22 protein-coding genes are annotated in these 26,037 nt (G+C 40.7%); 10 read left to right on the top strand and 12 right to left on the bottom strand.

The genetic code is table 11. The annotated features are described in order from the left end of the window. The first annotated feature begins 123 nt into the window (after positions 1-123). The 8 genes from nudF (at position 124) to idi (ending at position 8,693) form a co-directional block, all read left to right on the top strand. Positions 124-759 (top strand): ADP-ribose diphosphatase, encoded by a 636-nt coding sequence (gene nudF / locus PAND9192_RS16590; RefSeq protein ID WP_087854634.1) that lies wholly within the window; start codon positions 124-126, stop codon positions 757-759. A 32-nt stretch (positions 760-791) separates the two neighbouring features. Beyond that, entirely contained in the window at positions 792-1,220 is a 429-nt protein-coding gene (locus PAND9192_RS16585) for a DUF1249 family protein (protein ID WP_087854633.1), read from the top strand. A 40-nt stretch (positions 1,221-1,260) separates the two neighbouring features. Then, entirely contained in the window at positions 1,261-2,085 is an 825-nt protein-coding gene (gene cpdA / locus PAND9192_RS16580) for a 3',5'-cyclic-AMP phosphodiesterase (RefSeq protein WP_087854632.1), read from the top strand. Further along, positions 2,085-2,663, top strand: a complete 579-nt coding sequence (gene yqiA, locus PAND9192_RS16575; RefSeq protein WP_087854631.1) for an esterase YqiA — start codon at positions 2,085-2,087, stop codon at positions 2,661-2,663. Before cpdA ends, yqiA begins: the two co-directional genes overlap by 1 nt. A gap of 215 nt (positions 2,664-2,878) precedes the next feature. Beyond that, positions 2,879-4,762 (top strand): DNA topoisomerase IV subunit B, encoded by a 1,884-nt coding sequence (parE, locus tag PAND9192_RS16570; protein WP_087854630.1) that lies wholly within the window; start codon positions 2,879-2,881, stop codon positions 4,760-4,762. An 81-nt stretch (positions 4,763-4,843) separates the two neighbouring features. Beyond that, complete coding sequence (parC, locus tag PAND9192_RS16565; protein ID WP_087854629.1) at positions 4,844-7,123, top strand: DNA topoisomerase IV subunit A; 2,280 nt, start codon at positions 4,844-4,846, stop codon at positions 7,121-7,123. A 161-nt stretch (positions 7,124-7,284) separates the two neighbouring features. Further along, positions 7,285-8,010, top strand: coding sequence for a 1-acylglycerol-3-phosphate O-acyltransferase (locus PAND9192_RS16560; protein WP_087854628.1), 726 nt, complete (start codon positions 7,285-7,287; stop codon positions 8,008-8,010). Positions 8,011-8,159: 149 nt separating this feature from the next. Further along, positions 8,160-8,693: an isopentenyl-diphosphate Delta-isomerase gene (gene idi / locus PAND9192_RS16555; protein ID WP_087854627.1), complete on the top strand. Its 534-nt coding sequence runs from the start codon at positions 8,160-8,162 to the stop codon at positions 8,691-8,693. A 58-nt stretch (positions 8,694-8,751) separates the two neighbouring features. Here idi and PAND9192_RS16550 read toward each other — a convergent pair whose 3' ends face one another. The 8 genes from PAND9192_RS16550 to PAND9192_RS16515 form a co-directional block, all read right to left on the bottom strand. Further along, on the bottom strand, positions 8,752-9,138 hold the full coding sequence (locus PAND9192_RS16550; RefSeq protein WP_087854626.1) for a Rid family detoxifying hydrolase: 387 nt from the start codon (positions 9,136-9,138) through the stop codon (positions 8,752-8,754). Positions 9,139-9,245: 107 nt separating this feature from the next. Then, positions 9,246-9,731: an arginine repressor gene (locus tag PAND9192_RS16545; RefSeq protein WP_087854625.1), complete on the bottom strand. Its 486-nt coding sequence runs from the start codon at positions 9,729-9,731 to the stop codon at positions 9,246-9,248. Between the two features lie 310 nt (positions 9,732-10,041). Next, the gene (gene pyrI / locus PAND9192_RS16540) at positions 10,042-10,509 is read right to left on the bottom strand and encodes an aspartate carbamoyltransferase regulatory subunit (protein WP_087854624.1); all 468 of its coding nucleotides are present in this window, start codon (positions 10,507-10,509) and stop codon (positions 10,042-10,044) included. A gap of 14 nt (positions 10,510-10,523) precedes the next feature. Further along, positions 10,524-11,453 (bottom strand): aspartate carbamoyltransferase, encoded by a 930-nt coding sequence (pyrB, locus tag PAND9192_RS16535; protein WP_087854623.1) that lies wholly within the window; start codon positions 11,451-11,453, stop codon positions 10,524-10,526. A gap of 429 nt (positions 11,454-11,882) precedes the next feature. Then, the gene (locus tag PAND9192_RS16530; RefSeq protein ID WP_087845988.1) at positions 11,883-12,893 is read right to left on the bottom strand and encodes an ornithine carbamoyltransferase; all 1,011 of its coding nucleotides are present in this window, start codon (positions 12,891-12,893) and stop codon (positions 11,883-11,885) included. A gap of 125 nt (positions 12,894-13,018) precedes the next feature. Beyond that, complete coding sequence (gene arcC, locus PAND9192_RS16525) at positions 13,019-13,933, bottom strand: carbamate kinase (RefSeq protein ID WP_087854622.1); 915 nt, start codon at positions 13,931-13,933, stop codon at positions 13,019-13,021. Positions 13,934-13,994: 61 nt separating this feature from the next. Further along, positions 13,995-15,215: an arginine deiminase gene (arcA, locus tag PAND9192_RS16520; RefSeq protein ID WP_087854621.1), complete on the bottom strand. Its 1,221-nt coding sequence runs from the start codon at positions 15,213-15,215 to the stop codon at positions 13,995-13,997. 731 nt (positions 15,216-15,946) lie between these two features. Beyond that, entirely contained in the window at positions 15,947-17,395 is a 1,449-nt protein-coding gene (locus tag PAND9192_RS16515) for a YfcC family protein (protein WP_087854620.1), read from the bottom strand. A 530-nt stretch (positions 17,396-17,925) separates the two neighbouring features. Between PAND9192_RS16515 and rraB the strand changes: the two genes are divergently transcribed. Beyond that, complete coding sequence (gene rraB / locus PAND9192_RS16510) at positions 17,926-18,324, top strand: ribonuclease E inhibitor RraB (protein WP_060998551.1); 399 nt, start codon at positions 17,926-17,928, stop codon at positions 18,322-18,324. Between the two features lie 200 nt (positions 18,325-18,524). Next, the gene (locus tag PAND9192_RS16505) at positions 18,525-20,960 is read left to right on the top strand and encodes a beta-mannosidase (protein WP_087854619.1); all 2,436 of its coding nucleotides are present in this window, start codon (positions 18,525-18,527) and stop codon (positions 20,958-20,960) included. A gap of 100 nt (positions 20,961-21,060) precedes the next feature. On the opposite strand, the gene PAND9192_RS16500 is transcribed toward PAND9192_RS16505, so the two are convergent. The 4 genes from PAND9192_RS16500 to PAND9192_RS16485 all read right to left on the bottom strand — a co-directional run bounded on the left by PAND9192_RS16500 (position 21,061) and on the right by PAND9192_RS16485 (position 26,009). After that, entirely contained in the window at positions 21,061-21,966 is a 906-nt protein-coding gene (locus tag PAND9192_RS16500) for a bifunctional helix-turn-helix transcriptional regulator/GNAT family N-acetyltransferase (RefSeq protein ID WP_087854618.1), read from the bottom strand. Positions 21,967-22,049: 83 nt separating this feature from the next. Next, positions 22,050-22,463 carry a DUF2061 domain-containing protein gene (locus PAND9192_RS16495; protein ID WP_087854617.1) on the bottom strand — a complete coding sequence of 138 codons (414 nt, stop codon included), beginning with the start codon at positions 22,461-22,463 and terminating at the stop codon, positions 22,050-22,052. 200 nt (positions 22,464-22,663) lie between these two features. Further along, positions 22,664-25,525: a valine--tRNA ligase gene (locus PAND9192_RS16490; protein WP_060998554.1), complete on the bottom strand. Its 2,862-nt coding sequence runs from the start codon at positions 25,523-25,525 to the stop codon at positions 22,664-22,666. 28 nt (positions 25,526-25,553) lie between these two features. Further along, positions 25,554-26,009, bottom strand: a complete 456-nt coding sequence (locus PAND9192_RS16485) for a DNA polymerase III subunit chi (protein WP_060998555.1) — start codon at positions 26,007-26,009, stop codon at positions 25,554-25,556. Positions 26,010-26,037 lie beyond the last annotated feature (28 nt).

Below are 26,037 nucleotides of genomic sequence, written 5' to 3'. Positions count from 1 at the left end.
ACGCGAAAAGTGGAATATTACACTGTTAGTATAAATTTAAAGATTATAACGTGATTTTAAGACTATCTCGATTGAAATAGATTAATTTTTAAGAGCCATATTACGTTAAAAAGGAACTAGCATATGAAGAAAGCAGTAGTGTGTTCATCTTTAGAACCACAATTTAATCGTCAAGATATTGAAGTGTTATCAACTCAAACAGTGTATGACGGTTTTTTTAAAATGGTAAAATACCGCTTACGACATAAGCTTTTTGCAGGTGGTTGGAGTGGTGAGTTTGAACGTGAATTGTTTGAACGCGGTCATGCGGCAGCAGTGTTACCTTATGATTCAAAACGTGATCAAGTGGTATTAATTGAACAGTTTCGAGTTGGTGCAATGGCTGCAGACTGCCAGCCGTGGCAGTTAGAAATTATTGCAGGTATGCTTGATCATGACGATGAGTCACCAGAACAAGTGGTGCGCCGAGAGGCGACAGAAGAATCAGGGTTAGTATTGGGTAAAACCAAAAAAATATCCCGTTATTTATCCAGTTCTGGTGGCTGTTCAGAGGTGCTTGATATTTTTGTTAGTGAAGTTGATAGTCGCTTAGCGCAAGGAATTCATGGCGTTGCCAGTGAGTCTGAGGATATTCGTGTTCATGTTGTTTCACGAAATCAGGCCTACCAATGGCTAGAATCTGGTAAAATTGAAAATGCAGCCACAATCATCGCATTACAATGGTTGCAGTTACATTATCAATGTTTGCAACAGGCATAAAATAAATTATTGTATAATTTTAGGGGAATGATTTGAATAAAAGGTATACTGTTGATTTGACAAGCCTAATGCGCTTGTATGAAACTAATTATGCTAAACTCCTACCGTTATTGCCTCGCAGTGATGAGATTGGAGATACGCAAGTATATCTCGTGTGTGATGCTGCATACCAGTTAACAATTATTGAATCAACCCGTTATACCACTGTGGTAACATTAGCTTTAGTTGATAAGGATAATATCGTTGACTATTTAGCGCCATTATTAACAGTACGGTTATATCATGATGCCAAGGTTGCAGAAGTGTGTGCTGCACAGCAGATTTCACGTCTCAAGCCAATATATGATTATCCTAACTTGCGTATGCATCAAAAAAATGAGAAACATCAAGTCAACCTTTTCTTAGGTGACTGGTTGAAGCATTGTTTACGGCATGGGCTTAGTAAACAATCCGTTTGTTAATTGAACTTAATTGCTCAGAATAGACAAGGTTTTTGACGTTTTGCAAACCTATTCGCTGCCACAGAGTAACCCCGATAGTGTGGTTCTTTTGCAGATCACCGACACTCACTTGTTTGCCAATGGTTCCGGCTCTTTGCTTGGTGTGGCAACCAAAGATAGTTTTCATGCCGTGCTTAATGGGGTAGACACTGCTGCGCGTCATTTTGATGCGATTGTTGCTACCGGTGATATATCTCAAGATCATACCCCTTATTCTTATCAGCGTTTTGCTGATGGTATTTCACGCTGGTCACAACCGTGTTTTTGGTTACCTGGTAATCATGATTTTCAGCCAACCATGCAATCTATTTTACCGAGTGAGCAAATTAAGCCACATCAGCAGGTATTAGTAGGTGAACATTGGCAAATGATTTTACTGGACAGCCAAGTTCAAGGCGTGCCACATGGTGAAGTTAGTGCTGCTCAGTTAGCACTATTAGAGGCAGCTTTAGCACGTTATCCTGATCGTTATGCATTAATCTTATTGCACCATCATCCGCTAGAAGCGGGGAGTGCGTGGTTAGATCAGCATCAACTTCATAATAATCATCAATTATGGAATGTGATTGATAAGTTTCCGCAAGTTAAGGCTGTGTTATGTGGTCATATTCATCAAAATTTAGATCGCATCTACCATGGTGTGCGTGTGCTGGCGACACCATCAACCTGTATTCAGTTTATGCCAGATTCAGATGATTTTGCCTTAGATGATAATAACCCTGGTTGGCGTTATTTAGAACTTACTCGGGATGGACAAATTATAACCAGTGTGCATCGTATTGATGGCGATCAATTTAAACCAAAACTTGATGCTGAAGGTTACTGATGCCACCGTTATTGATTTATTTACACGGTTTCAATAGTTCGCCATCATCACTGAAAGCGCAGCAAATGATGGATTATTGTCGTGAACATCGACCTGATATCAAGTTTGTAGCTCCTCAATTACCGAGCTATCCGGCGCAAGCCAGTCAATATTTAGCCCAATTGGTTGAGCAATACAATGATCGTTATACGATCGGCATTGTTGGTAGTTCGTTAGGGGGGTATTTAAGCACCTGGCTCAGTGAACGTTATCAGTTACCAGCAGTATTGGTGAATCCCGCGGTTAAGCCTTATCAATTACTTGCGAATTACCTCGGGCCACAACAAAATCCGTATAGTGGTGAAAAGTACGTGTTGGCATCACAACATATTGATGAGTTAAAAGCGCTTGAAGTAATCAATATTAGCGCACCTCAACAGCTATGGGTATTATTGCAACAAGGCGATGAGGTACTTGATTATCGTCAAGCAGCATCAAAATATGCACACTGTAGGCTAACAATTGAAGCTGATGGTGATCATAGTTTTTGCCAATTTGAACGTTTTCCCGCCACCATTCTTCAATTCTTAGGGTTATAAACGGACTTATCTGTTCATTGAGTAACGAGATAGGCTACCCTATAAATCAAGTTATATGTATTAGCATAAAACCGATACCCAGTTTATGTCCCTTTTTAGTGAGACTGAAAAGAGACCCGACTCACTGAATGTGAGTTTTCCGCTGACTCTCGCTTGACAACACCGCGAGGGTTACTGACTATTGTTTGCAAAATTTTCTCGTAAATTTCCGTGATATGACAGATCAAAGCTATAACGCCGGAGCCATTGAGGTTCTAAATGGCCTTGAGCCAGTACGCCGCCGTCCGGGTATGTATACCGATACGGTAAGACCTAACCACCTAGGTCAAGAAGTTATCGATAACAGTGTCGATGAAGCCTTGGCTGGACATGCTCGTAAAGTCGAAGTCATTCTTCATGCCGATCAATCATTAGAAGTGATTGATGATGGTCGTGGTATGCCAGTCGATATTCATCCAGAAGAAGGTGTTTCTGGGGTTGAGCTTATTCTATGTAAATTACATGCCGGAGGTAAATTCTCGGGTAAAAACTATCAATTTTCAGGTGGTTTACACGGAGTAGGTATTTCGGTTGTAAACGCCCTTTCTAATCGGGTTGAAGTCACGGTTAAACGTGATGGTCAAGTGTATCAAATTGCATTTGAAAATGGCGATAAAGTCTCTGAATTAGAAGTCATTGGTACTTGTGGTCGTCGTGCCAAAGGCACCAAAGTTCATTTTTGGCCGAACCCTAAATACTTTGATAGCGCTAAGTTTTCTGTTACACGCCTTAAAAGCAATTTAAAAGCCAAAGCCGTATTGTGTCCAGGCTTAGAAATCATTTTTACTAATAAAATCAATAATGAAACAATACGTTGGTGCTATGAAGATGGTTTAAAAGATTATTTAGCCGAAGGTGTTAAAGGTTATACATTATTGCCAGAAGAGCCATTTACTGGTGTCTTTAGTGGTGCAACTGAAGCTGCCGATTGGGCGTTGCTATGGTTGCCAGAAGGCGGTGAACTGATCACTGAAAGTTACGTTAACCTGATTCCTACCGCTCAGGGTGGTACTCACGTTAATGGTTTACGCCAAGGCTTACTTGATGCGATGCGTGAGTTCTGTGAGTTCCGCAATTTATTACCACGAGGCGTAAAACTAACGGCTGATGATATTTGGGATCGCTGTGCTTACGTGTTATCGGTAAAAATGCAAGATCCACAATTTGCAGGTCAAACTAAAGAGCGTTTATCGTCACGTCAATGTGCAGCATTTGTTGCTGGCGTCGTCAAAGATGCCTTTAGCTTATGGCTTAATGAGCGTCCACAACTGGCAGAGTTATTGGCTGAAGTTTGTATTGCTAATGCCCATCGTCGTATGCGTGCTAGCAAGAAAGTTGTACGTAAGAAAATAGCGTCAGGACCTGCTTTGCCGGGCAAATTAGCTGATTGTTCGCAACAAGACTTAAACCGCACTGAATTGTTTTTAGTCGAAGGTGACTCGGCAGGTGGCTCTGCTAAACAAGCCCGTGATCGAATGTTCCAAGCTATCATGCCGTTACGCGGTAAGATTTTGAATACTTGGGAGGTTTCCTCTGACCAAGTGTTGGCATCAGAAGAAGTTCATAATATTTCCATTGCATTGGGTATTGATCCAGACAGCGGTGATTTAAGTGGCCTTCGTTACGGTAAAATCTGTGTTCTTGCCGATGCGGACTCCGATGGTTTGCACATTGCGACCTTATTGTGCGCCTTATTTATGAAGCACTTTGAAGCTCTAGTCCGTGCTGGGCATGTGTTTATTGCAATGCCACCACTTTACCGTATCGATTTAGGTAAAGAGGTATTTTATGCACTGGATGAAGCGGAAAAAAATGCCATCCTAGAACGCCTAAGCGGTAAACGAGGCAAGGTTAACGTGCAGCGCTTTAAAGGTCTGGGTGAAATGAACCCATTGCAATTACGTGAAACTACGATGGATCCTAATACTCGTCGTTTGGTGCAACTGACTATTGATGATGATAGTGAAACCAATGAGATGATGGATATGCTGCTTGGTAAAAAACGCGCAGAAGATCGTCGTCATTGGCTGCAAAGTAAAGGTGATATGGCGGAAGTGTAATTCCCCTCCACGTATATTATTTTTTAAATCGGCAAACATTATGTTTGCCGAATCGCATTATTTAAGACGGATTATCTCACGATGACTGATGTCTCTATGGATGGCGTTGAACAGCTTCCACTTAGAAAGTTTACTGAAGACGCTTATTTAAATTACTCCATGTATGTGATCATGGATCGTGCCTTGCCTTTTATTGGTGACGGCTTAAAACCAGTACAACGTCGTATTATTTATGCGATGTCTGAATTAGGTTTGAACGCGACGGCAAAATATAAAAAATCGGCACGTACAGTTGGTGACGTATTAGGTAAATTCCATCCACACGGTGACTCGGCGTGTTATGAAGCGATGGTGCTAATGGCACAACCTTTCTCCTACCGTTATCCATTAGTCGACGGTCAAGGTAACTGGGGTGCGCCAGATGATCCGAAATCTTTTGCTGCAATGCGTTATACCGAATCACGTTTATCACGTTTTTCCGAAGTATTACTCTCAGAGATAAATCAAGGCACTGCCGATTGGGTTCCAAACTTTGACGGCACTATGCTTGAGCCTAAAATGTTACCTGCACGGCTGCCGCATATTTTACTGAATGGTATTACAGGTATCGCGGTCGGTATGGCAACTGATATTCCACCACATAATGTGCGTGAAGTCGCTAATGCTGCTGTGCACATGATCGAGAATCCAAGTGCCGATCTTGATCAATTGATGGAATTTGTTCAAGGTCCCGATTACCCAACTGAAGCTGAGATCATCACTTCAAAATCAGATTTAAAGAAGATGTATGCTACTGGCCGTGGTAGCGTAAAAATGCGCGCGATTTGGCATAAAGAGAATGGTGATATTGTTATTACCGCGCTACCACATCAGACATCAGGTGCTAAATTATTGGAGCAAATTGCCGCGCAAATGCGCGCTAAAAAGCTACCAATGGTGGAAGACTTGCGTGATGAATCAGATCATGAAAATCCAACTCGAATAGTGATTGTGCCACGCACTAATCGTATTGATTGCGATCAGTTGATGAATCACTTGTTTGCCTCAACAGATTTAGAAAAAAGTTTTCGCGCTAACATTAATATGCTCGGGTTAGATGGTCGTCCACAAGTAAAAGGCTTGGTGACAATCATTAAAGAGTGGCTTGAGTATCGTCGTAGTACCGTACGTCGCCGTTTGCAATACCGTCTTGATAAAGTGATCGCTCGCTTACATATTTTAGAAGGTTTATTGGCAGCTTACCTTAATATTGATGAAGTGATTGAGATCATTCGTAGTGAAGATGATCCTAAAGCAGAGTTAATGTCACGTTTTGATTTAACCGTGACTCAAGCCGATGCGATTTTAGAAATAAAACTGCGTCAGTTAGCCAAGCTTGAAGAAATTAAGATCCGTGGTGAATTAGATGAATTAGCTAAAGAGCGCGATCAACTTGAAAAGCTGCTAGGTTCTGAGCGTCGTTTAAATACCTTGATCAAAAAAGAAATTATCGCAGATGCTGAAAAGTACGGCGATGATCGTCGTTCACCATTGGTTGAGCGAGCAGAAGCTAAAGCGATGACAGAACGTGACTTACTGCCAAGTGAAGCAATCACCGTGGTACTGTCAGACAAAGGTTGGATCCGTCATGCTAAAGGGCACGAAGTTGATCCTGTGACGCTAAACTATAAGTCAGGTGATAATTACCTTGCTCATGCTCGTGGTAAGAGTAATCAACCAGCCATATTCTTAGGTTCTGATGGACGTAGCTATGCGCTTGAATCACATAGTCTGCCATCTGCACGTAGCCAAGGCGAACCGATCACTGGTCGTTTAAACTTAACTCCTGGCACCAATATGCGCCAAGTTATGATGGCTGAAGATGATCAGTTATGGCTTATGGCATCGGATGCGGGTTATGGCTTTATCTGTAAGAGCAGTGATATGGTATCTAAAAATAAGAGTGGTAAAGCCTTATTAACAGTACCTGAAAATGCATTGGTTTTACCGCCTCAACCGGTTGCTGATCTTAATAATGATCAAATTATGGCGATCACCAATGAAGGTCGAATGTTGTTATTCCCGATTAAAGACTTACCACAATTAGGTAAAGGAAAGGGCAATAAGATCATCAATATTCCATCGGCACGCTCAAAAGCTCGCGAAGAGTTCTTATCTTATTTGGTCGTTCTAACTGCCGATAGCCATGTTACCTTGTATGCAGGTAAACGTAAGTTAAGCTTAAAACCAACGGATCTTGAGAACTTCCGTGGTGAGCGAGGTCGCCGAGGATCGATGTTACCACGTGGATTACAGCGTGTGACTGAGATTGATATTGACTCACCGCAAACACTCAGTGATGAGCAAGTTATCGAGAATTAATACTCGCTATATAGACAACAGAACCCTCATTTATTGGGGGTTTTAAATGATTTATTTGCGTAAGTTGTGTTGCTGTTGGTTAACAGTTAACCCATATAAGAGGTGTAATTTTCCTTGCTGTGGGTATACTAGCGCACACTTGTTCGCTGAGGAATGTTTGAATGATTTATATTTTACGCCTGATTGCGATCGCAATTTTTGCCATCGTAACCTTTGTCTTTGGCTGTGGTTATTGTTTATTAAGTCCACGCAATCCTAAACATGTTTATACTTTTGGACGTCTGTTTAGCAAGATGTCACGTGTGCTAGGGATTAAACTTGAAATTCGCTACGCTGACGGTGCTGAGCAAGTAGGCTCTGCAGTTTATATTGCTAACCACCAAAATACTTATGATTTATTTACTGTTTCTGGTGCAATTATGCAACGTACCGTGACTGTTGGTAAAAAAAGTTTAGTCTGGATCCCATTGTTTGGACAGCTGTACTGGATCACAGGTAATATTCTTATCGATCGTGCTAATCGCAGTAAAGCGGTAGGTACTATTGGTCAAGTAGTTGAAAAAATCAAAAAAAATAAAGTGTCAGTATGGATGTTTCCTGAAGGTACTCGCTCACGAGGCCGTGGTTTATTGCCGTTTAAAACCGGTGCATTTCATGCTGCAATTGGCGCCCAAGTACCGATTGTACCGATTGTGTGTAGTTCAACCGATAAAGTAAGACTCAACCGTTGGAATAACGGTGTGGTGATTGTTGAGCTAATGAAGCCGATTAGCACCGTGGGTTTAGAAAAAGAAGATGTGCGTAAATTATTAACCCAAAGCCGTAAAATAATGGCCGCTAAGTTAGAAGAACTAGATCAAGAGGTTTTGGAGCGCAATAAACATTAATTGTGGCTATTTAATGCTTAATAAATATAACTAAAACAGATAGTATAAGTGTTATTAACAAGGACATGTTTTATGAACATGTCCTTGTTTTGTTTTATTGTTAGTGAATAACGATAAACAGTATTTAGTGATAGAAATAGAAGATAATCATGACTGAAGAATATGTAGTGTTAGTAGATGAGCAAGGCCATGAACTTGGCTTACAAGAAAAAATGCAAGCTCACCGTGATGGTGCACTGCATTTGGCTTTTTCTGTATTACTTTATCGTGATACGGCTTCTGGGCGTGAATATTTATTACACCAACGCGCATTAGAGAAATACCATAGTGGTGGTTTGTGGACCAATACTTGTTGTTCTCATCCTCGTCAGGGGGAAACGATGAGTCAAGCTGGTGTACGTCGCTTACAAGAAGAAATGGGCATTACTTTGACAACTAGCTTAACGGATATCGGTGATTTCTGTTATTTCGCTAATTTAGATCATCAGTTGATCGAACATGAATTAGATCATGTGCTTATTGCTAATGGTGAGGGATTGGTGTTTACACCTAATCCAGCTGAAGTGATGGCATATCGTTGGTGGTCGATGGCTGAATTAGAACTGCAATTGCAACAGGCACCGCAGTTGTTTACAGCATGGTTTGCACAAGTATTAGATTTTGCTGAGCAAACATATCGCTAGTTGTCGTACGTAGCAAACAGCGATCACCGATTTCAGTCTCGTGATCGCTATTTCTGGATTATTTGCGCACTGCAATCGCTTCAATTTCAATTTTCACATCTTTAGGTAGACGCGCAACTTCAACACAAGAACGAGCAGGGTAAGGCGCATTATGTTCATCAAAGAACGCACCATATACTTCATTTACCGCACCAAAATCATTCAGATCTTTAACAAATACCGTCATCTTAACGATATCAGCAACACTTAAGCCTGATGCTTCTACAACCGCTTTAACGTTATCTAATGATTGACGTGTTTGAGCTGCAATATCTTCTGCAACCTCACCCGTTAGTGGGTTTACTGGAATCTGACCAGATGTCATTACCATGCTACCAAGATCAACACCTTGTACATAAGGACCGATCGCTGCAGGTGCATGCTCTGTATGAAGAATCTTTGTCATGAGTTATCCTATTTATGATCATTAAAAGGCGCAATAATTGCCTTTAACCATTGATTAATATGGGGGCAATAAACCTATATTCAACTAATTATGATCGTTATCAGTGGCTATTGTAATCCTAAGCATTGTTTTACAACCTGCAGGCATTGGTTTATGCGTGTAATGTCTTTGGGTGCAACCATAACGGTATCATTACCACCAATGGTGCCTAATATATCAACGTGAGGTTGCATATCAATTAATCGTGCCACCAATTGTGCACCTCCTGGGTGAGTTTTTATTATTATGACTAATTGATTATGACTAACAAATTCAATTTGTGACGCAATTGAAGCATTAATTTTGATTGGTTCATTTTCGGCGGTTAGACAATAAATTTTTTTACCTGCAGCATTAGGAACCTTAGCAACGCCAAGCCTTAATAATAGTCGTGACACCGTTGATTGACTGATATCGTGAAAACCTAATTGAATTAACTGATATCGAATATCATCTTGTGTTGTAAAACTTTGCTGTTGTAATAAGCGTTTACATGCTGATGTCATATTATCATTACAATAATTATGATCGATTGCTGGGGCTTGGGTATCCATGCTTGGTCACTCCTTGGCAATGTATGGATCAATAACACATTAGACAATACAGATTATTGGTGTCGCTATTATGAGGCGGTAACCTGTGTGATAGGTGTGTTTTGTTGCATATTAATGGTAGCAATTATAATGTAGCGGAGATATGACCATTATCACCAAATAACAACGGTTATTGGTAATTATTGTAGTGGATGATAGTAATGTGATGCCGGTTTGCGTTATAGATTACTTTAACAAAAAAATACCCAGCCAATAATAACGAGCTTGAGTTAGCTGTCATCATTATTCACTGGGTAGGTTGCAGCGTGTTTTAGCTATTAGATTCAGTCACGATTTGACGTGAGAATACTTTTTCGCAGTACTTACACTTTAATTGAATATCCGCTTTTTTAGTCAATACTTTAAAGCCACTATTAACCGGTTCACCATGTGAAATACAGTTGCTATTTGGGCATTTAAAAATAGTACTGATAAATTCAGGTAATGATAAAGAAAGTTTCTTTACCACCGCATAATTTTCAATTTGATTGACCGTGGCCTGTGGTGCATAAAGTGCTAATTGGTTGGCTTGATCTTCGCTAACAAACACATTCTCAATCTTGATTAGATCTTTAGCACCTAATGCTGATGACGGTAAATTAAGACCAATAGTAACGCGTTCATTAGTGCCATCGATGTTAAATAATTTAAGGATTTTAATGCCAACATTTGCTGGAATATGATCGATAACGGTACCGTTTTTAATTGCTTCAACTTTGAGTTGGGTTTCTTTAACCATGATCGTCATTCCTCTTATAGGGTTTCATTAAGTACAAGTGCGAGTAATGCTTGACGTGCATAGACGCCATTCTCTGCTTGTTGGAAGAAATAAGCATGCTTAGTCTTATCAACATCAACCGTAATTTCATCAACACGTGGTAGCGGATGTAATACTTTTAAATTGTCACGAGCGTTGTCTAACATGTTGGCTGTTAGGATGTAGGCCGCTTTCATGTGGACATATTCAGACTCATCAAAACGCTCTTTTTGTACGCGAGTCATGTAAAGAATATCCAGCTCAGGGATCACGTCTTCCATGTTATTGTGTAAGCTATAACTAATACCTGCGTCATCTAATTCTTCGCAAATATAATCTGGCATTGCTAATACTTCTGGAGCGATGAAGAAGAATTTAACATCATTAAACTTTGACAGTGCTTGCGTAAGTGAATGCACAGTACGGCCATATTTTAAATCACCGACAAAGGCAATATTAATCCCATCTAATCGACCTTGAGTTTCATAGATCGTAAACAAATCCAATAATGTTTGGGTTGGATGCTGATTAGCACCATCACCACCATTGATAACCGGGACACCATTAGAAAATTCAGAGGCTAAGCGAGCAGCACCTTCTTGTGGATGACGCATAACAAATGCATCAACATAAGAGGTAATCACCTGTACTGAATCTGATAATGTCTCGCCTTTATTCGCGAGCGAGGTATTTCCTGGAGAGTCAAACCCAACAACAGTACCGCCTAGACGCTGGATAGCCGTTTCAAAAGAAAGACGGGTACGGGTTGAGGGTTCAAAGAAGCAACTGGCAATGACTTTATTTTGCAGTAATGTTGGGTTTGGCTCCGCTTTTAGTCTCGCAGCAGTATCAATAATAAGCTCTAGTTCAGCACGATTAAGCTCGGGGATGGAAATAATATGCTTTTTAAACAGCGAATTAGCCATGGATTCTTTCCCTATGATGGTGTGATTAAATTGAGTTTTTGGTGTTGCTAAATTTGAGACAAAAAAAAGCCCCCTACTAAAAGGAGGCTTTTTTTTGAAAAATAGTAAAAATAAAATAACAAACCATCATCAAAGGATGATTACTGCGGATAAAGTTTGAGTTGCTGACAGGGTTCATTTTTTTATCTCTTGCTAGGCAAATTGGAAGGATTATACCGTCTATTTTTTATGGCGCAAGCGTTTGCGTTAACTATTCAGGTCGTGGATTTTTATGCAATAATGAACAGGATTGCTTTATGCTTGTTTGTATTCATTGTATTGAAAAGTAAAGGTTTTTAGTGATGTTGAAAAATATGATTGAAACAATATGCAACTGCCGCTCAAGTGAGCGGCAGTGTAATTATAGCGATAGCATTTAAGCTTGAGTGTTTAGTTGCCTAGTGTCGCTACCATTACCGCTTTAATGGTGTGCATGCGGTTTTCAGCTTCATCAAATACAATTGAATGTGATGATTCAATCACTTCATCAGTCACTTCAACCCCTTTTGATAATACTGGATAGGCTTGGGCTAATTCTTTACCGACAGCAGTATCTTCGCCGTGGAACGCGGGTAAACAGTGCATAAATTTCACATGTGGGTTACCTGTGGCTTTTAACATTGCCATATTGACTTGATATGGAAGCATTAAATTAATTCGCTCTGCCCAAGCTTCTTTGGCTTCACCCATAGAAACCCATACATCAGTATAAAGGAAGTCACAGCCCTGAACGCCTTCTTGCACATCTTCTGTCATGGTAATTTTAGCGCCAGTTTCAGCTGCAATTGCACGGCATTGAGCAACAAGTTCAGCATCAGGCCAAAATGTTTTTGGTGCTACAAGACGAATATCCATGCCCATTTTCGCAGCACCAACCATCAATGAGTTACCCATGTTATTGCGCGCATCACCAAGATAAGCAAATGACATTTGATGTAATGCTTTACCACGGCCGTGTTCTTGCATGGTTAGAAAGTCAGCTAAAATTTGCGTTGGGTGGAATTCATCGGTTAAACCATTCCATACTGGCACCCCAGCGTATGCGCCGAGTTCTTCAACAATGGCTTGTCCAAAGCCGCGATATTCAATGCCATCGTACATACGGCCTAATACGCGCGCGGTGTCTTTCATCGATTCTTTGTGGCCAATTTGAGAGCCTGAAGGACCTAAATAAGAAACTTGAGCACCTTGGTCAAAAGCTGCAACTTCAAATGCGCACCGAGTACGGGTTGAGGTTTTTTCAAAGATCAACGCAATGTTTTTACCTTTAAGGCGTGGTTGCTCATAACCATTGTATTTTGCTTTTTTTAATTCAGCCGAAAGCTCAAGTAAATGTTGAATCTCACGAGGAGTGAAATCAAGTAATTTTAGGAAGTTACGATTACGAAGATTAAAAGCCATGATGTATCCCTCTTAAGGTTCAGTATCTCTTCGACTGAATCTTGTATGTTATGATTAAGTTACTCGATAATGTTCAATGTTAATATTATGTTTATCTTATTTCTTGTCATTTGTGAATGGTTATTCTACTTGTCTGCAATAATATTTGTTCCAGCGAGACCTTTGAGGATCTCTAAGCCGTCATGCAGTGCACCGATACCGACCAATTTTCCCCCTTGTTTGATAAATTCACACGAAGCTTCGATCTTGGGACCCATAGAGCCAGCATCAAAGCTGTATTGCGATAGTGTTCGTGGGGTAGTGCTAGTTATGGCTTTTTGGGTTGCTTTGCCCCAATCAAGATAAACCGCGTCGGCATCTGTCAAAATAAGCAGTGCATCAGCATTTAATTGTTTGGCGAGATAAGCGGCTGACATGTCCTTATCAATCACAGCTTCAACACCAACCAGTTTGTTGTTTTCACGTTTAACCGGAATGCCGCCACCACCAGTACAAATCACTAAATGGTTTCTTTTTATTAGGGTTTCGATCGCATCACATTCAACGATGCCAATCGGTTGTGGGCTTGGCACCACACGGCGGAAATATTGGCCATCAGCTTTTACTGTCCATTGAAACTTTTCGGCTAACTCACGCGCTTCAGCTTCTTGATACACTGGGCCAATAGGCTTAGTTGGATCCGCAAAAGCTGGATCTTGTGGATCAACGAGCATTTGAGTGAGCATGCAAGACACATCTTGTTGTGGCAGTAAATTTTTTAGTTCTTGCATTAAGATGTAGCCAATCATGCCTTGTGTTTCTGAACCCAATACGTCTAATGGGTAAGGCATGACTTTTTTATATTCCAATCCTTGTAGAGCCAGTAATCCCACTTGTGGACCATTACCATGCACGAGAACCACATTATATTGCTGCGCAATGGCAGCGATAGTTTTGGCTGCGGTAGCAATATTTTGGCGTTGAATGCTAGCTTCTAAAGGCTCACCGCGACGTAATAAGGCGTTACCACCAAGGGCAACAACAACAGTTTGCTTGGTCATAGTTATGTATCTCCACATTTATTGGTGGCTGGTCGATAGGCGCCCCAGCCTTGTTATTGGGTTAAATACCATCACGCTCAATTGGGCAGCTCATACAGCGTGCGCCACCACGGCCACGACCAAGTTCATCACCAGGGATTGGAAGTACGGTGATGCCTGCTTTATCATATTTTTCATTGGTGTAAGTGTTACGCTCATAACCAATAACCACTCCAGGGCTAACAGTTAATACATTGTTAGCGTCATTCCATTGCTCACGTTCTGCTTCAAAGTTATCGCCACCGGTAGTAATCAAATTAAGCTGATCAACGCCTAAGGCTTTTTCGATAGCATGGACAAAATAGCTTTCTTGTTTGGCTTTTACGTTGCCATAAGCATCGCCAGTTAGACTCCAGCATTGAACATCTTTACGGATCACTTCAGGGTAGACAGAGAAGGTATCTTCGCGCATGTGGGTCATAACAGTATCGAGGTGCATGCATGAACGGTGTTTTGGTAATTCCATTGCTATCACTTGCTTGGCTTGGCCGTGTTTAAATAAGCTAGCAGCTAATGCTTCAACCCCTTGTGGTGTTGTACGCTCAGACATACCGATGAGGACGCTACCTTTACCAATAACTAAAACATCACCGCCTTCAATGGTGGATTTGTCATAAGCATTTTGGTCATCGCCAAAGTATTTAATGAAATCTTGACCAGCAAAGGTTGGATGCCAGCGGTAAATAGCGCGTAAATGATTCGTTTCACGTTGACGTGCTTCTTTAGCCATTGGATTAATAGACACACCGCCATAAACCCAACATGAGGTATCACGAGTAAAAAGATGATTTGGTAATGGCTTGATAATAAAATCACAAGGCGAATGCATCTTTTGCATAATAGAGGATGATTGCAGTGGTAATTCAGCGTAACTTAAACCGCCTAATAAAATTGACGCTAATTCAGCATGAGGTAAATCAGCTAAGAAACAGCGAATATCATTAGCAAAAGTATCACCAAAACGGTAATTAGATATTTGAGTTGATAACAGCCAATCTTTAGCTTCAGGAATAGCTAGAGTTTCGCTGAGCATATTTTGTAATAATAAAACTTCAACACCTTGTTGGCGTAAAGTATTAGCAAATACATCATGCTCTTTACCTGCTTTTTCAACAGATAAAACATCATCAAATAATAAGTCTTGGCAGTTAGAAGGTGTAAGGTTATTTAAAGCACGCTCTGGACGATGAATGAGTACGCGGCGTAGTTGACCTATTTCAGAACCCACATAAAAGTTACTCATGATAGTATCTCTCTAGTTATGCCTGTCAGTGATTGGCTATGTTTAAAGTTACGAAGCGTTAAAGAAGTATTCCGTGTTGTTGATGTTATTGATTCTACGTAGTTGGTTTTATTTATATAAGATCGCCATCACACTTTAATTATTAATAACTTAGCTGCTGTTTGATGGGTATTTACAAAAAAAACAACATCAAAAATAAATCTATTCAGTGATTTATTATGTATTTATGCTGTTCTTTTAAAGAAAGTTTTGTTTTTATATGATTGTTTACAATGGTTTTTTTTATTTCATATGAAATCTTATGCACTTTTATTTGTTAAATTAAGTATTAATAGTCGCTAATATTATTCAATTAAGATGCGTAGATATATTAAATAACATCTGGTTTTATGTTTTAAATAATATATTAGTGTGTTTTTTGTGATGGCTGTTTATTATCTTGTTTAATGTTTTGATGTTGTTTTTTAATTTTAAATATGTTGTTTGAACGAAATTGAGAAATTGAGAAATTGAGAAATTGAGAAATTGAGAAATGGAGAAATAAAAAATAAAGAAGTAGATGAATAAATAGAGGAGTAGAAGAGAGAATGTATTGGCTGTGAAGCTAACGGTATAAATAATTAACTCTTGCCGTAAATGAAGCGTAATAATAAGCTAGTTATCAGTATAATAAAAAACCGCCCGAAGGCGGTTTTAATCAATGAGAGGAATATGGTAGGTAAATGAGTAAACTATACTAATATTACGCCAATACTTAATACCACCATCGTAAACGCAATAATAATACCTAATAATGGTGCCACCCATTTTAACCATCTTACATAAGGCACACGTGCAATAGCCAGTCCTCCCATGACTACAGCAGAGGTTGGTGTCACCAGGTTAACCACTCCTGAAGCTGATTGATAAGCGGTAACAACCAGATCGCGACCTACACCTGAAAAATCAGCCAATGGTGCCATGATAGGCATGGTTAAGACCGCTAAACCTGAAGTTGAAGGGACTAAAAATGACAGTAATATTTCTAAAATATACATTACATTAATAAACACCACCGCGGATAGCCCAGTAACGATATGTTCGGCTGAGTTTAAAATGGTATCAGTGATCATACCGCGATCCATGATCACCACAATGCCGCGAGCAATACCGATAATCAATGCCACTCCAAGTAGATCTCGCGCACCATCAATAAAGCTGGTAGAAAAATCTTCCTCGCTCATGCGTGATACCAAGCCAATCAAAATAGAGGCACCGAGGAACATAGCTGATATTTGTGGCATCCACCAACCCGCGATGGCAACCCCGTAAATCATAACCGCAAAAGAGAGACCAAAAATAGCTAGAATAACTTTACGGGTAGTAGTGAACTCAAGCATTTGATCTGATTTATTACTTAAAAAATGGGCTTTATTTTGTTCATATTGGTCATACACAATTGATTTAGTTTGATCTTCGCGCACCATTTTTGCGTAGCGCATTACATAACCGACACAGATTAACCAACCGATAGTGAGAATAATAACCCGTAACATAATACCGTCAGTAAAAGGGATTCCAGCGGCATTGGAAGCGATAACTGTTGCAAAAGGATTGATGGTTGACCCTAACGTACCGATGCCTGCTCCTAATAATACTGTTGCAGCTGCAACGAGAGGATCAAACCGAGCCGCCATCATCACCGGAACAAGCAGGGTATAAAAAGGTAATGATTCCTCAGCCATGCCATAAATGGTACCGCCAGCGGCGAACAGCCCCATTAAAATCGGGATCATTAACTCTTCTTTGCCATGTAAACGGGCGGTAACACGTTCTATTCCGGCATCAATTGCACCGGTTTTAGTGACTAGTCCTAAAAAGCCACCAATAATTAAAATAAACAATGACACATCAATAGCAGCGGCTTCATAAGATTGATGGTTATAGAACCCATCGATAGGGGCTAGTAATACATCAATAACACCCTGAGGGTTACTTTCTACCGCTTTATAAGTACCTGTAATAGGCACTTCTTTTCCAAGTTCAGCATTCATTTGACGATCATATTGCCCAGCAGGTACCACCCATGTCAGGGCCGCTACGAATGCAATTAGAGTAAATAAAATGGTGTAAGCAGATGGGAATTTTAATTGAGCAAAGAAGCTTTTTTTTTGTGGTTTTATTTCGGTGTGTGTCGTCATGGTTATCTCCTGCACCGTTGGTTAGTGATAACCATAAGGTGTGTTTGTCTGCATGAGTGGTAAGAAGCACTTATGAATAAATAAGGGAACAAACAATAAACGTAACTTGTTAAACGGGGGTTGCTAATCGTGTAAGTCGCTAATAAACGGCCTCATTTTTTGTGGGTGCGTTATGATTCTAAAGCGGAATATAGTTACTAACTCAACCATTGTTCACAGTTTTTTTGTATTAAAATTAATACACAAAAGTATAAATTTTAGATGAGGGATATTTGAGTAAAAAAAATGGGTGGCTATGCGAATGATGATTATACGAAATGGGATAAAGGCTTATGTTGCGGCTATTGTCGTGTAATCAATAAAATCAGTATGGAATATTATGCATATCAAAGGGTATTTGGTGGTTTAACCTTAATTGATTAACGGTTGATTAAGATCAATTTAGGTCTGGTATATACGTAACATATGGTAATTGAGTGCAAACCATGCGATATTTGCCAGCAAATTTATTCCATAGGTGGAGTGATACCATGTCTTACGCAGAATTGATTGCAGAGCAAAAAGAAGAAACGCGCGAAATTATTGCCGCATTACTTGAAGATGGCAGTGAGCCAGAGGCGCTTTACACTATTGAGCACCATTTCTCTGCAGACACCTTTGAAGAGCTAGAAGCGGCTGCAGTTGAAGCATTTAAACTTGGTTTTAATGTTTTAGAAGCAGAAGAGCTTGAGCTTGATCCTGAAGATGGCGGCGGCAAAGTTGTATGTTTTGATGCCGTAATGGAATCAGCTCTAAACGCAGAATTAATTGATGAGCAAGCTGAAAAGCTAATTAAACTGGCTGAAAAGCACAACATCGATTATGACGGTTGGGGTACTTACTTCGAATCTGACGAAGATGATGAAGAAGAGAATGAAGACGAAGAATAAATCGTCATAATATCACTCTGTTCTTAAAAGCCGGCATTTTGCTGGCTTTTTCTACTTTTTGGCTGTGATATCAAGTTTTGATATCAATAACATGATAGAAATTTACTCGTGATCACTGTCTGTAATCACAACGCGTGTAAATCTTTCCAATATCCTCATACATTTAAATCATACTGAATAATTCAGTATTGGAGTGATTGATGACAATCTCACTTAATGGCCAGTGGTTGCTTGCGTGTGTTCAACGTTCAGCAATTCAAGACCTTCATATTAATTTGCCGGGTGATGTTCACTCTGCATTATATGCAGCTGGAGAGATCCCTGATCCTTATTGGGCAACCAATGAAAAAAAAGTTCAGTGGGTTGGTGAGTGCGACTGGATTGTCAGCCGCCACTTTGAATTAACAGCCGAACAGCTAACCTGTAATGCCATGGATTTGGTATTGGAACAGCTGGATACGGTTGCTGAAATTCGTATTAATGGCCACACTGTTGCTGATTTTAATAATATGTTCATGCGCCATAAAGTGGATGTATTAAGCTGTCTGCAAGTTGGGGCCAACCGAATTGAAATTGTATTACATCGTGCTGATTTAGCTGCTAAAAATCGTGCTGATAAATTACCATTTCCGTTGCCTTGGGCTGAAGGTAATAACCAAATTCCATTTATGAATACGCTGCGTAAACCGCAATTTCATAGTGGTTGGGATTGGAGTATTTGTCTGTCAGTATTGGGGGTTTATGGCGACATTGTTCTACAACCGATTGAGCATGTCCGTATTAGTCATTTAGCCACCAAACAGAAATGGCATCAGCAAGGGTGTGAATTAGCGGTTACATTGCATTATGAGGTTGTGTCTGAAAAAGGACTCGCTAACGCTGCGGTAACTTTTGATGGTCAGACATTCCACCTTACGCTTGATCGTGAATCGACCAAAGCTAGCGTTATTTTCCGTATTGATAACCCTCGTCAGTGGTGGCCTGCGGGATACGGTAAACAGCAATTATATAAGTTAGCCCTAGAAGCTGATGGGGTTGCTATTACCAAGCAAATTGGCCTGCGTAAATTAGAACTTATCACTGAAGATGATGAGCATGGTCAAAGCATGGTGGTGATGGTCAATGATGTGCCTATTTCAGCCCGTGGTGCGAATTGGATTCCACTTGATGCCATGCCTGCGCGTATGACAGAACAGCGTTATCGCAGTTTACTTACCGATGCTGCTGCCGCCAATATGAATATGTTACGTGTATGGGGCGGTGGTATGTATGAAAAAGATATTTTTTATAACCTGTGTGATGAATTAGGGTTACTTGTTTGGCAAGATCTGATGTTTGCCAATGCATTGTATCCATCAACACCAGATTTTATTGCTGAAGTTGAGCAGGAAGTTGAATTTCAAGTTCGGCGTCTAAAAGATCACTCGAGCTTAGTTTTATGGTGTGGTGATAATGAAGTGTTAGGTGCAATAAACCGTGATCCTGAATCGCGTCAGCACCGCGAAAAACATCTAATTAATTATGATCGCTTAAACCGCACTTTAGCTGAAGTGGTTGAGCGTGAAGATCCCTCACGACGTTTTTGGGCAAGCTCACCGTGTAATGGCGAGTTGGATATTATCGACACTTGGCACCATGATCCGCAACGGGGCGATATGCATTGTTGGGATGTATGGGACAGTGGCAAAGAATTTGATGCTTACTTGCAGGTGACGCCACGTTTTTGTTCTGAATTTGGTTTTCAATCTTGGCCATCATTACCAACTATTAAAAGTTGTTTACCGGAACAAGATTGGAATATTAGCTCACCAAGCTTTGAAAACCATCAGAAAAATAGTAATGGTAACTCGATCATTACCGAGATGTTTACCCGTTATTTCCGGTTTCCAAATGGGTTTGTCAATATGTTGTATTTATCGCAAGTACAACAAGCATTAGCGGTCAAAACAGCCGCTGAATATTGGCGTACACAAAAACCGATTAATCGTGGCATGCTATTTTGGCAGTTAAATGATTGTTGGCCCGTGAGCTCGTGGTCATCATTAGAGTACAGTGGTCGTTGGAAGCAATTGCATTACCATGCTCGACGCTTTTTCGCCCCACAAATGGCGACGTTTACCCGTGATCAACAAGGGCTGAAGTTACATTTAGTCAATGATGGCCGTAAAAATACCGAGCTAAAAGGCGAAGTGGTGTGGCAAAGTTGGGAAGGAGAAATCCTTTATCGTGAACCTATTTCTCAATATTTAGAAGCTGACTCAACCAAAGTGGTATGGGAGTGGCTCAATGAAGATTTAGACGGTCATGAACAAGATGGTTTTTTCCATGTCCATTTGCATAGTGGTCAGCAATTGATTGAAAACACCTGGTTGCCAGCGCGTCCTAAGTACTGTGAGTTAGCGTGCCCTGATTTACGTTTTGAAGTCGCTGAACACAATAATGACATTGTGGTGATGTTAAGTAGCAGTAAGCCAGCTTTCTTTGTGCATTTGGAGTTTGAGGGCGAGGGAAGATTTGAAGATTCAAGTTTTACCCTAGTACCTGAGCACCAACGCCAAATTAAATATATTGGCTCTGCTAGTTATGATGAGGTGGTACAGGGCCTGCGGGTTTATCACTTAAAGCAAAGTTATTAAACGATCAGTAAACGATAATAAACCCTACTTGTTTTTCTTTTACAGAGACTAACGAAGTAGGGTTTTTTATTGGCATTTTATTTTATGCTAGCATGATTGATTAGAACGTTTTGATCATTTTCATTTCACAACTAGCGTGACCGGTATTACCCATTGGGTGTGGAATCTCAATAAACCCCAGTGATTGGTATAAATAGATTGCTTCTTTAAGTACAGCTGTTGTCTCTAAATAGCAGCCTTTATATCCTTGTTGGCGCGCAAATTTTAAGGCTTGTACTGCTATTTTTCGAGCTAAACCTTTGCCCCGTAATTGTGGTAAAAAATACATTTTTTGTAATTCACACCAATCTTCTTGTTCAGTAAGCGCAGCAATTCCACCGCCACCTAAAATTCGCTGATCTTTTTCTATCACCCAGTAATTGCTGTTATCGGGTTGGTAAACGTGTGCCATATTATCCAAAATAGGATCGTTTACGCTGTAGCCTTTATCTCCCGTCAATCCATATTCAACCGATACATTACGAATAACGGCAGCCATTGCAGCGTTATCTAATGCGGTTATTGGGCGAATAGTATATCCCTGTTGCTGCTCAGTGGCTGTGATCGCTCGAGAATAGCGTAATAAGCTTTTGTTTAAGTGATTAATTTCATCTTCGTCAAGTTGATCTAAAATACATTGGTTATTGTTATCAAGTTGGTGGTGTAATTGCTGTAATAACTGCTGACCGGTAGGTGTTAATTGGGATAATTGACCACGAGGATCCGTAGGATGATGAATAGTCGTGACTAAGCCTTGATTGAGTAATATCGCAAGGTTACGGCTGGCATTTGATTTTTCAACATTTAAATATTGCGCCATCTGGCTGACACTGTATGGGCCTTGCTCCAGTTCAATCAGAGTATGTACTTGAACCGGAGTCAATGGCATCGTACCACAGTGATTATTAAGCATGCCTAATTGACGCACCAGGTGTCGAGAGAGTTGGCGCAATTGTTGGGGAAACATAACTGATCCTTGTTATTGTTAATCGCGACTAAATAATAGTTGCGATTAAGAATGACATCAATGATAAGGATCGGGCTTAGAGATTAATGCTGTAGACAAACCATCATTGACATTAGTTGCTGAGGAGAATGTTGATGGTGTTGTTTCTTTTGCCACACTCGCTCATGAAAGTAATAAGCCAAGGTATTGATTGTTGGCTCGATCATTGCCATGGTGCTACCAATAAGAATATTTCCCGTTAATAAATACACCACTGTAAAAGCGACACTAAAATGCAATATAGCGAAACTGATTGTCTTTTTACTTGGCGAAGAATATTGGGTTTGAACAAGCTTTTTGGTTTGCCATACTTTTTCATGGAAGTAAAAAGCAGCGGTATTAACCATAGGTTCGATTAAAGCAATCAAGCCACCGATTAAAAGATTACCCGTTAATAGAAATGCCAAGCTAAAAGCAACGCTAAAATGGATGATGGCAAAACTGAGGGTTTTCTTCATAAGGGTAATCTCATTAATTTGATGTAATGAGTATTACAAAAATAGATTAAGAGGTAAATCTAGTGTTTTATATTTCACTAATAGGTAGAAGCTATTATTTGTAGGTATGTTTAGATGAGGAGATTAAAAGTGGTAATGCAAAGAGTAATAAAAAACCGACGCCAAAGCGTCGGTTTTTATTGTTAGATCGTAGTTAATACTTATAGCGCAGCAATCGTTGCTTTCTGCTCTGTCAGTTTAACCAATGTCTCTTCATAACCCGCTAGCTTTTCACGCTCTTTAGTGATCACGATTTCAGGTGCTTTAGCAACGAAACCTTCGTTACTTAGCTTGCCAGAAGTGCGTTTGATTTCGCCTTCCATTTTCGCGATTTCTTTGTCTAAACGTGCCAGTTCAGCATCTTTATCGATCAAACCCGCCATTGGGATCATCAATTCAGATTTACCCACAAGTGCTGTTGCACAAGCAGGTGTTGCTTCACCGTCAGCCAATACTTTCACTTCTTCTAGTTTTGCTAGAGATTTCAGTACTGTCAGGTTTGCTTCAACGCGTGCAGTATCAGCAGCGTCAGCGACTTTTAGCATGACTGATAATGGCTTGCTTGGTGCGATATCGTATTCTGCACGTAGGTTACGAATACTAGTGATAAACGCTTTAACAAACTCAATGTCAGTGATCGCTGCTTGATCAAATTGCGCTTCATCAAACTGAGGCAATGCCTGAGTCATAATAGTTTCACCTTCAACACCGTCAACTAGCGGCTTAACGCTCTGCCAGATTGATTCAGTAATGTAAGGTAATACAGGGTGCGCAAGACGTAATGTCTTTTCTAATACTGTAATTAATGTATGACGTGTTGCACGTTGTTGTGCTTCAGTGCCTTTCCATAGAACAGGTTTAGTTAGCTCTAGGTACCAGTCACAGAATTGGTTCCAGATGAACTCATAAAGTACACCCGCAGCCATATCTAGACGGAAGTTATCGATGTGGGCATTGAACTCTTTTGCCGCTAGTTGGAATTGTGATTCAATCCACTTATCAGCCAGTGAGTATTCAAGCTCGCTACCTGCTGCAAAACCACAATCTTGATCTTCTGTATTCATTAGTACGTAACGACTTGCGTTCCATAGCTTGTTACAGAAGTTACGGTAACCTTCAAGACGCTTCATATCCCAGTTGATGTCACGACCAGTAGAGGCCATCGCAGCAAGAGTGAAACGTAGCGCATCGGTACCGTAAGGTTCAATACCGTTCTCAAATGTCTTACGGGTCGCTTTTTCAATCTTAGCTGCAAGTTGTGGTTGCATCATGTTGCCACAACGCTTCTCAACTAGAGACTCAAGATCAATACCGTCGATCATGTCGATAGGGTCGATTACGTTACCCTTAGACTTAGACATTTTATCGCCGTTTTCGTCACGGATAAGACCGGTTACGTAAACAGTTTTAAACGGTACTTGTGCTTTGCCGTCTTCATCTTTACAGAAGTGCATGGTCATCATGATCATACGCGCAACCCAGAAGAAGATGATATCAAAACCGGTTACCAACACATCAGATGGGTGGAAGGTTTGAAGATCAGCGGTGTTTTCTGGCCAGCCTTGCGTACCAAATGTCCATAGTGCTGAAGAGAACCATGTATCAAGTACGTCGTTGTCTTGGTTTAGAACTACAACAGGTGCTAGGTTATGCTTTTCGCGTACTTCTGCTTCGTTACGGCCAACGTAAACATTACCATCGTTGTCGTACCAAGCTGGAATACGGTGACCCCACCAAAGTTGACGTGAAATACACCAGTCTTGAATATCACGCATCCAAGCGAAGTACATGTTTTCGTATTGCTTAGGAACGAACTGAATATCGCCGTTCTCAACCGCTTCAACAGCAGGTTTTGCTAGCGGCGCTGCACGAACGTACCATTGGTCAGTTAGCATTGGTTCAATAACCACGCCACCACGATCACCATAAGGAATGGTTAGATCATGATCTTTAATTTCTTCTAGTAAGCCTAGCTCGTCAAATTCAGCAACGATAGCTTTACGGGCTGCAAAACGCTCCATACCTTGGTATTTCGCTGGTAGCTCGGTGCTGTATGCTTCACTTGGTTCGCCATTGGTAGTGAATACTTCTGCAGCATCACGAATATCAGCATTGAAGGTTAGGATGTTGATCATCGGTAGGCTATGACGCTTACCTACTTCGTAGTCATTGAAATCGTGAGCAGGAGTGATTTTCACACAACCCGTACCTTTATCCATGTCTGCGTGCTCATCACCTACGATAGGAATGCGACGGCCAACGATAGGTAGAATGATTTCTTTACCGATCAGATCTTTGTAACGTGGATCTTCAGGGTTAACAGCAACACCAGTATCACCCAGCATTGTTTCTGGGCGCGTTGTTGCTACCACAATGTAGTCTTTACCATCGGCTGTTTGTACGCCATCAGCAAGAGGGTAACGGAAGTGCCACATGTGGCCTTTTTTATCTTTGTTTTCAACTTCTAGATCTGAGATCGCTGTGTGTAGCTTAGGATCCCAGTTAACTAGACGCTTACCGCGGTAAAGAAGATCTTCTTGGTATAGACGAACGAAAACTTCTTGAACTGCATTGGATAGACCGTCATCCATCGTGAAGCGCTCACGATCCCAGTCTACTGATGCGCCAAGACGACGAAGCTGTTTGGTGATCGTGCCACCAGATTCGTTTTTCCATTCCCAGATCTTATCGATGAAAGCATCACGACCGTAGTCATGTTTAGTTTTGCCTTCTTCAGCAGCGATCTTACGCTCCACAACCATTTGGGTAGCAATACCTGCGTGGTCAGTACCAACCTGCCATAGGGTGTTTTTACCTTTCATACGCTCACAACGAATCAAGGTATCCATAATGGTATCTTGGAACGCGTGGCCCATGTGTAGGCTACCTGTGACGTTTGGTGGCGGGATCATAATGCTGTAAGCATCTTTAGATGTATCACCATGAGGCTTAAAGTAGCCAGCCTCTTCCCAGCGCTGATATAGCGCTTGTTCAATTGATTGTGGGTTGTATGTCTTTTCCATAGCGCTCTTAGAAGGATTCTATGTGGAATTAAGGCGTCTCAGTAACAGCATTGGCAGTCGTAATTTGAATGCCAGCAAGGCGATAGGCCTTGTAACGTTCACGTGCCTGCTGTTTGAGCGTTTCATCGCAAGGGACAAAGTCTACCACTTGTGCAAAGCTAACCGCAAAATTTGCGACAATTTCGGCTAAATTAATTAATACTGCTCGGTGTCCGCTATAGCGTAAACCGGGCCAACCAATTTCAACCGGCGATCCGCCTCTTGGTCCTTCACCAATTAAATTGTGTGGAACAAAGCTGTCAGGATCTTGTTGCCATAGATATTCATCTATTTGTTCTGCTTGTTGTTTGTTTGCTGCAAGTAAATAAACCCGTAATCCTTGACGGTAACTCATGGCTGCGCAACGACAAGCAAAATGCCACTGAAAATCGCTATCAGCACCATCTTGATTATCATCTAATATATAAAACGTAGCATGAGTCATAAATTAATGTCCTAAAAGAAAAGGGCCA

Source organism: Photobacterium andalusiense (assembly GCF_900185625.1).
GTDB lineage: Bacteria > Pseudomonadota > Gammaproteobacteria > Enterobacterales > Vibrionaceae > Photobacterium > Photobacterium aquimaris.
This window is presented reverse-complemented; position numbering and strand designations above follow the sequence as displayed.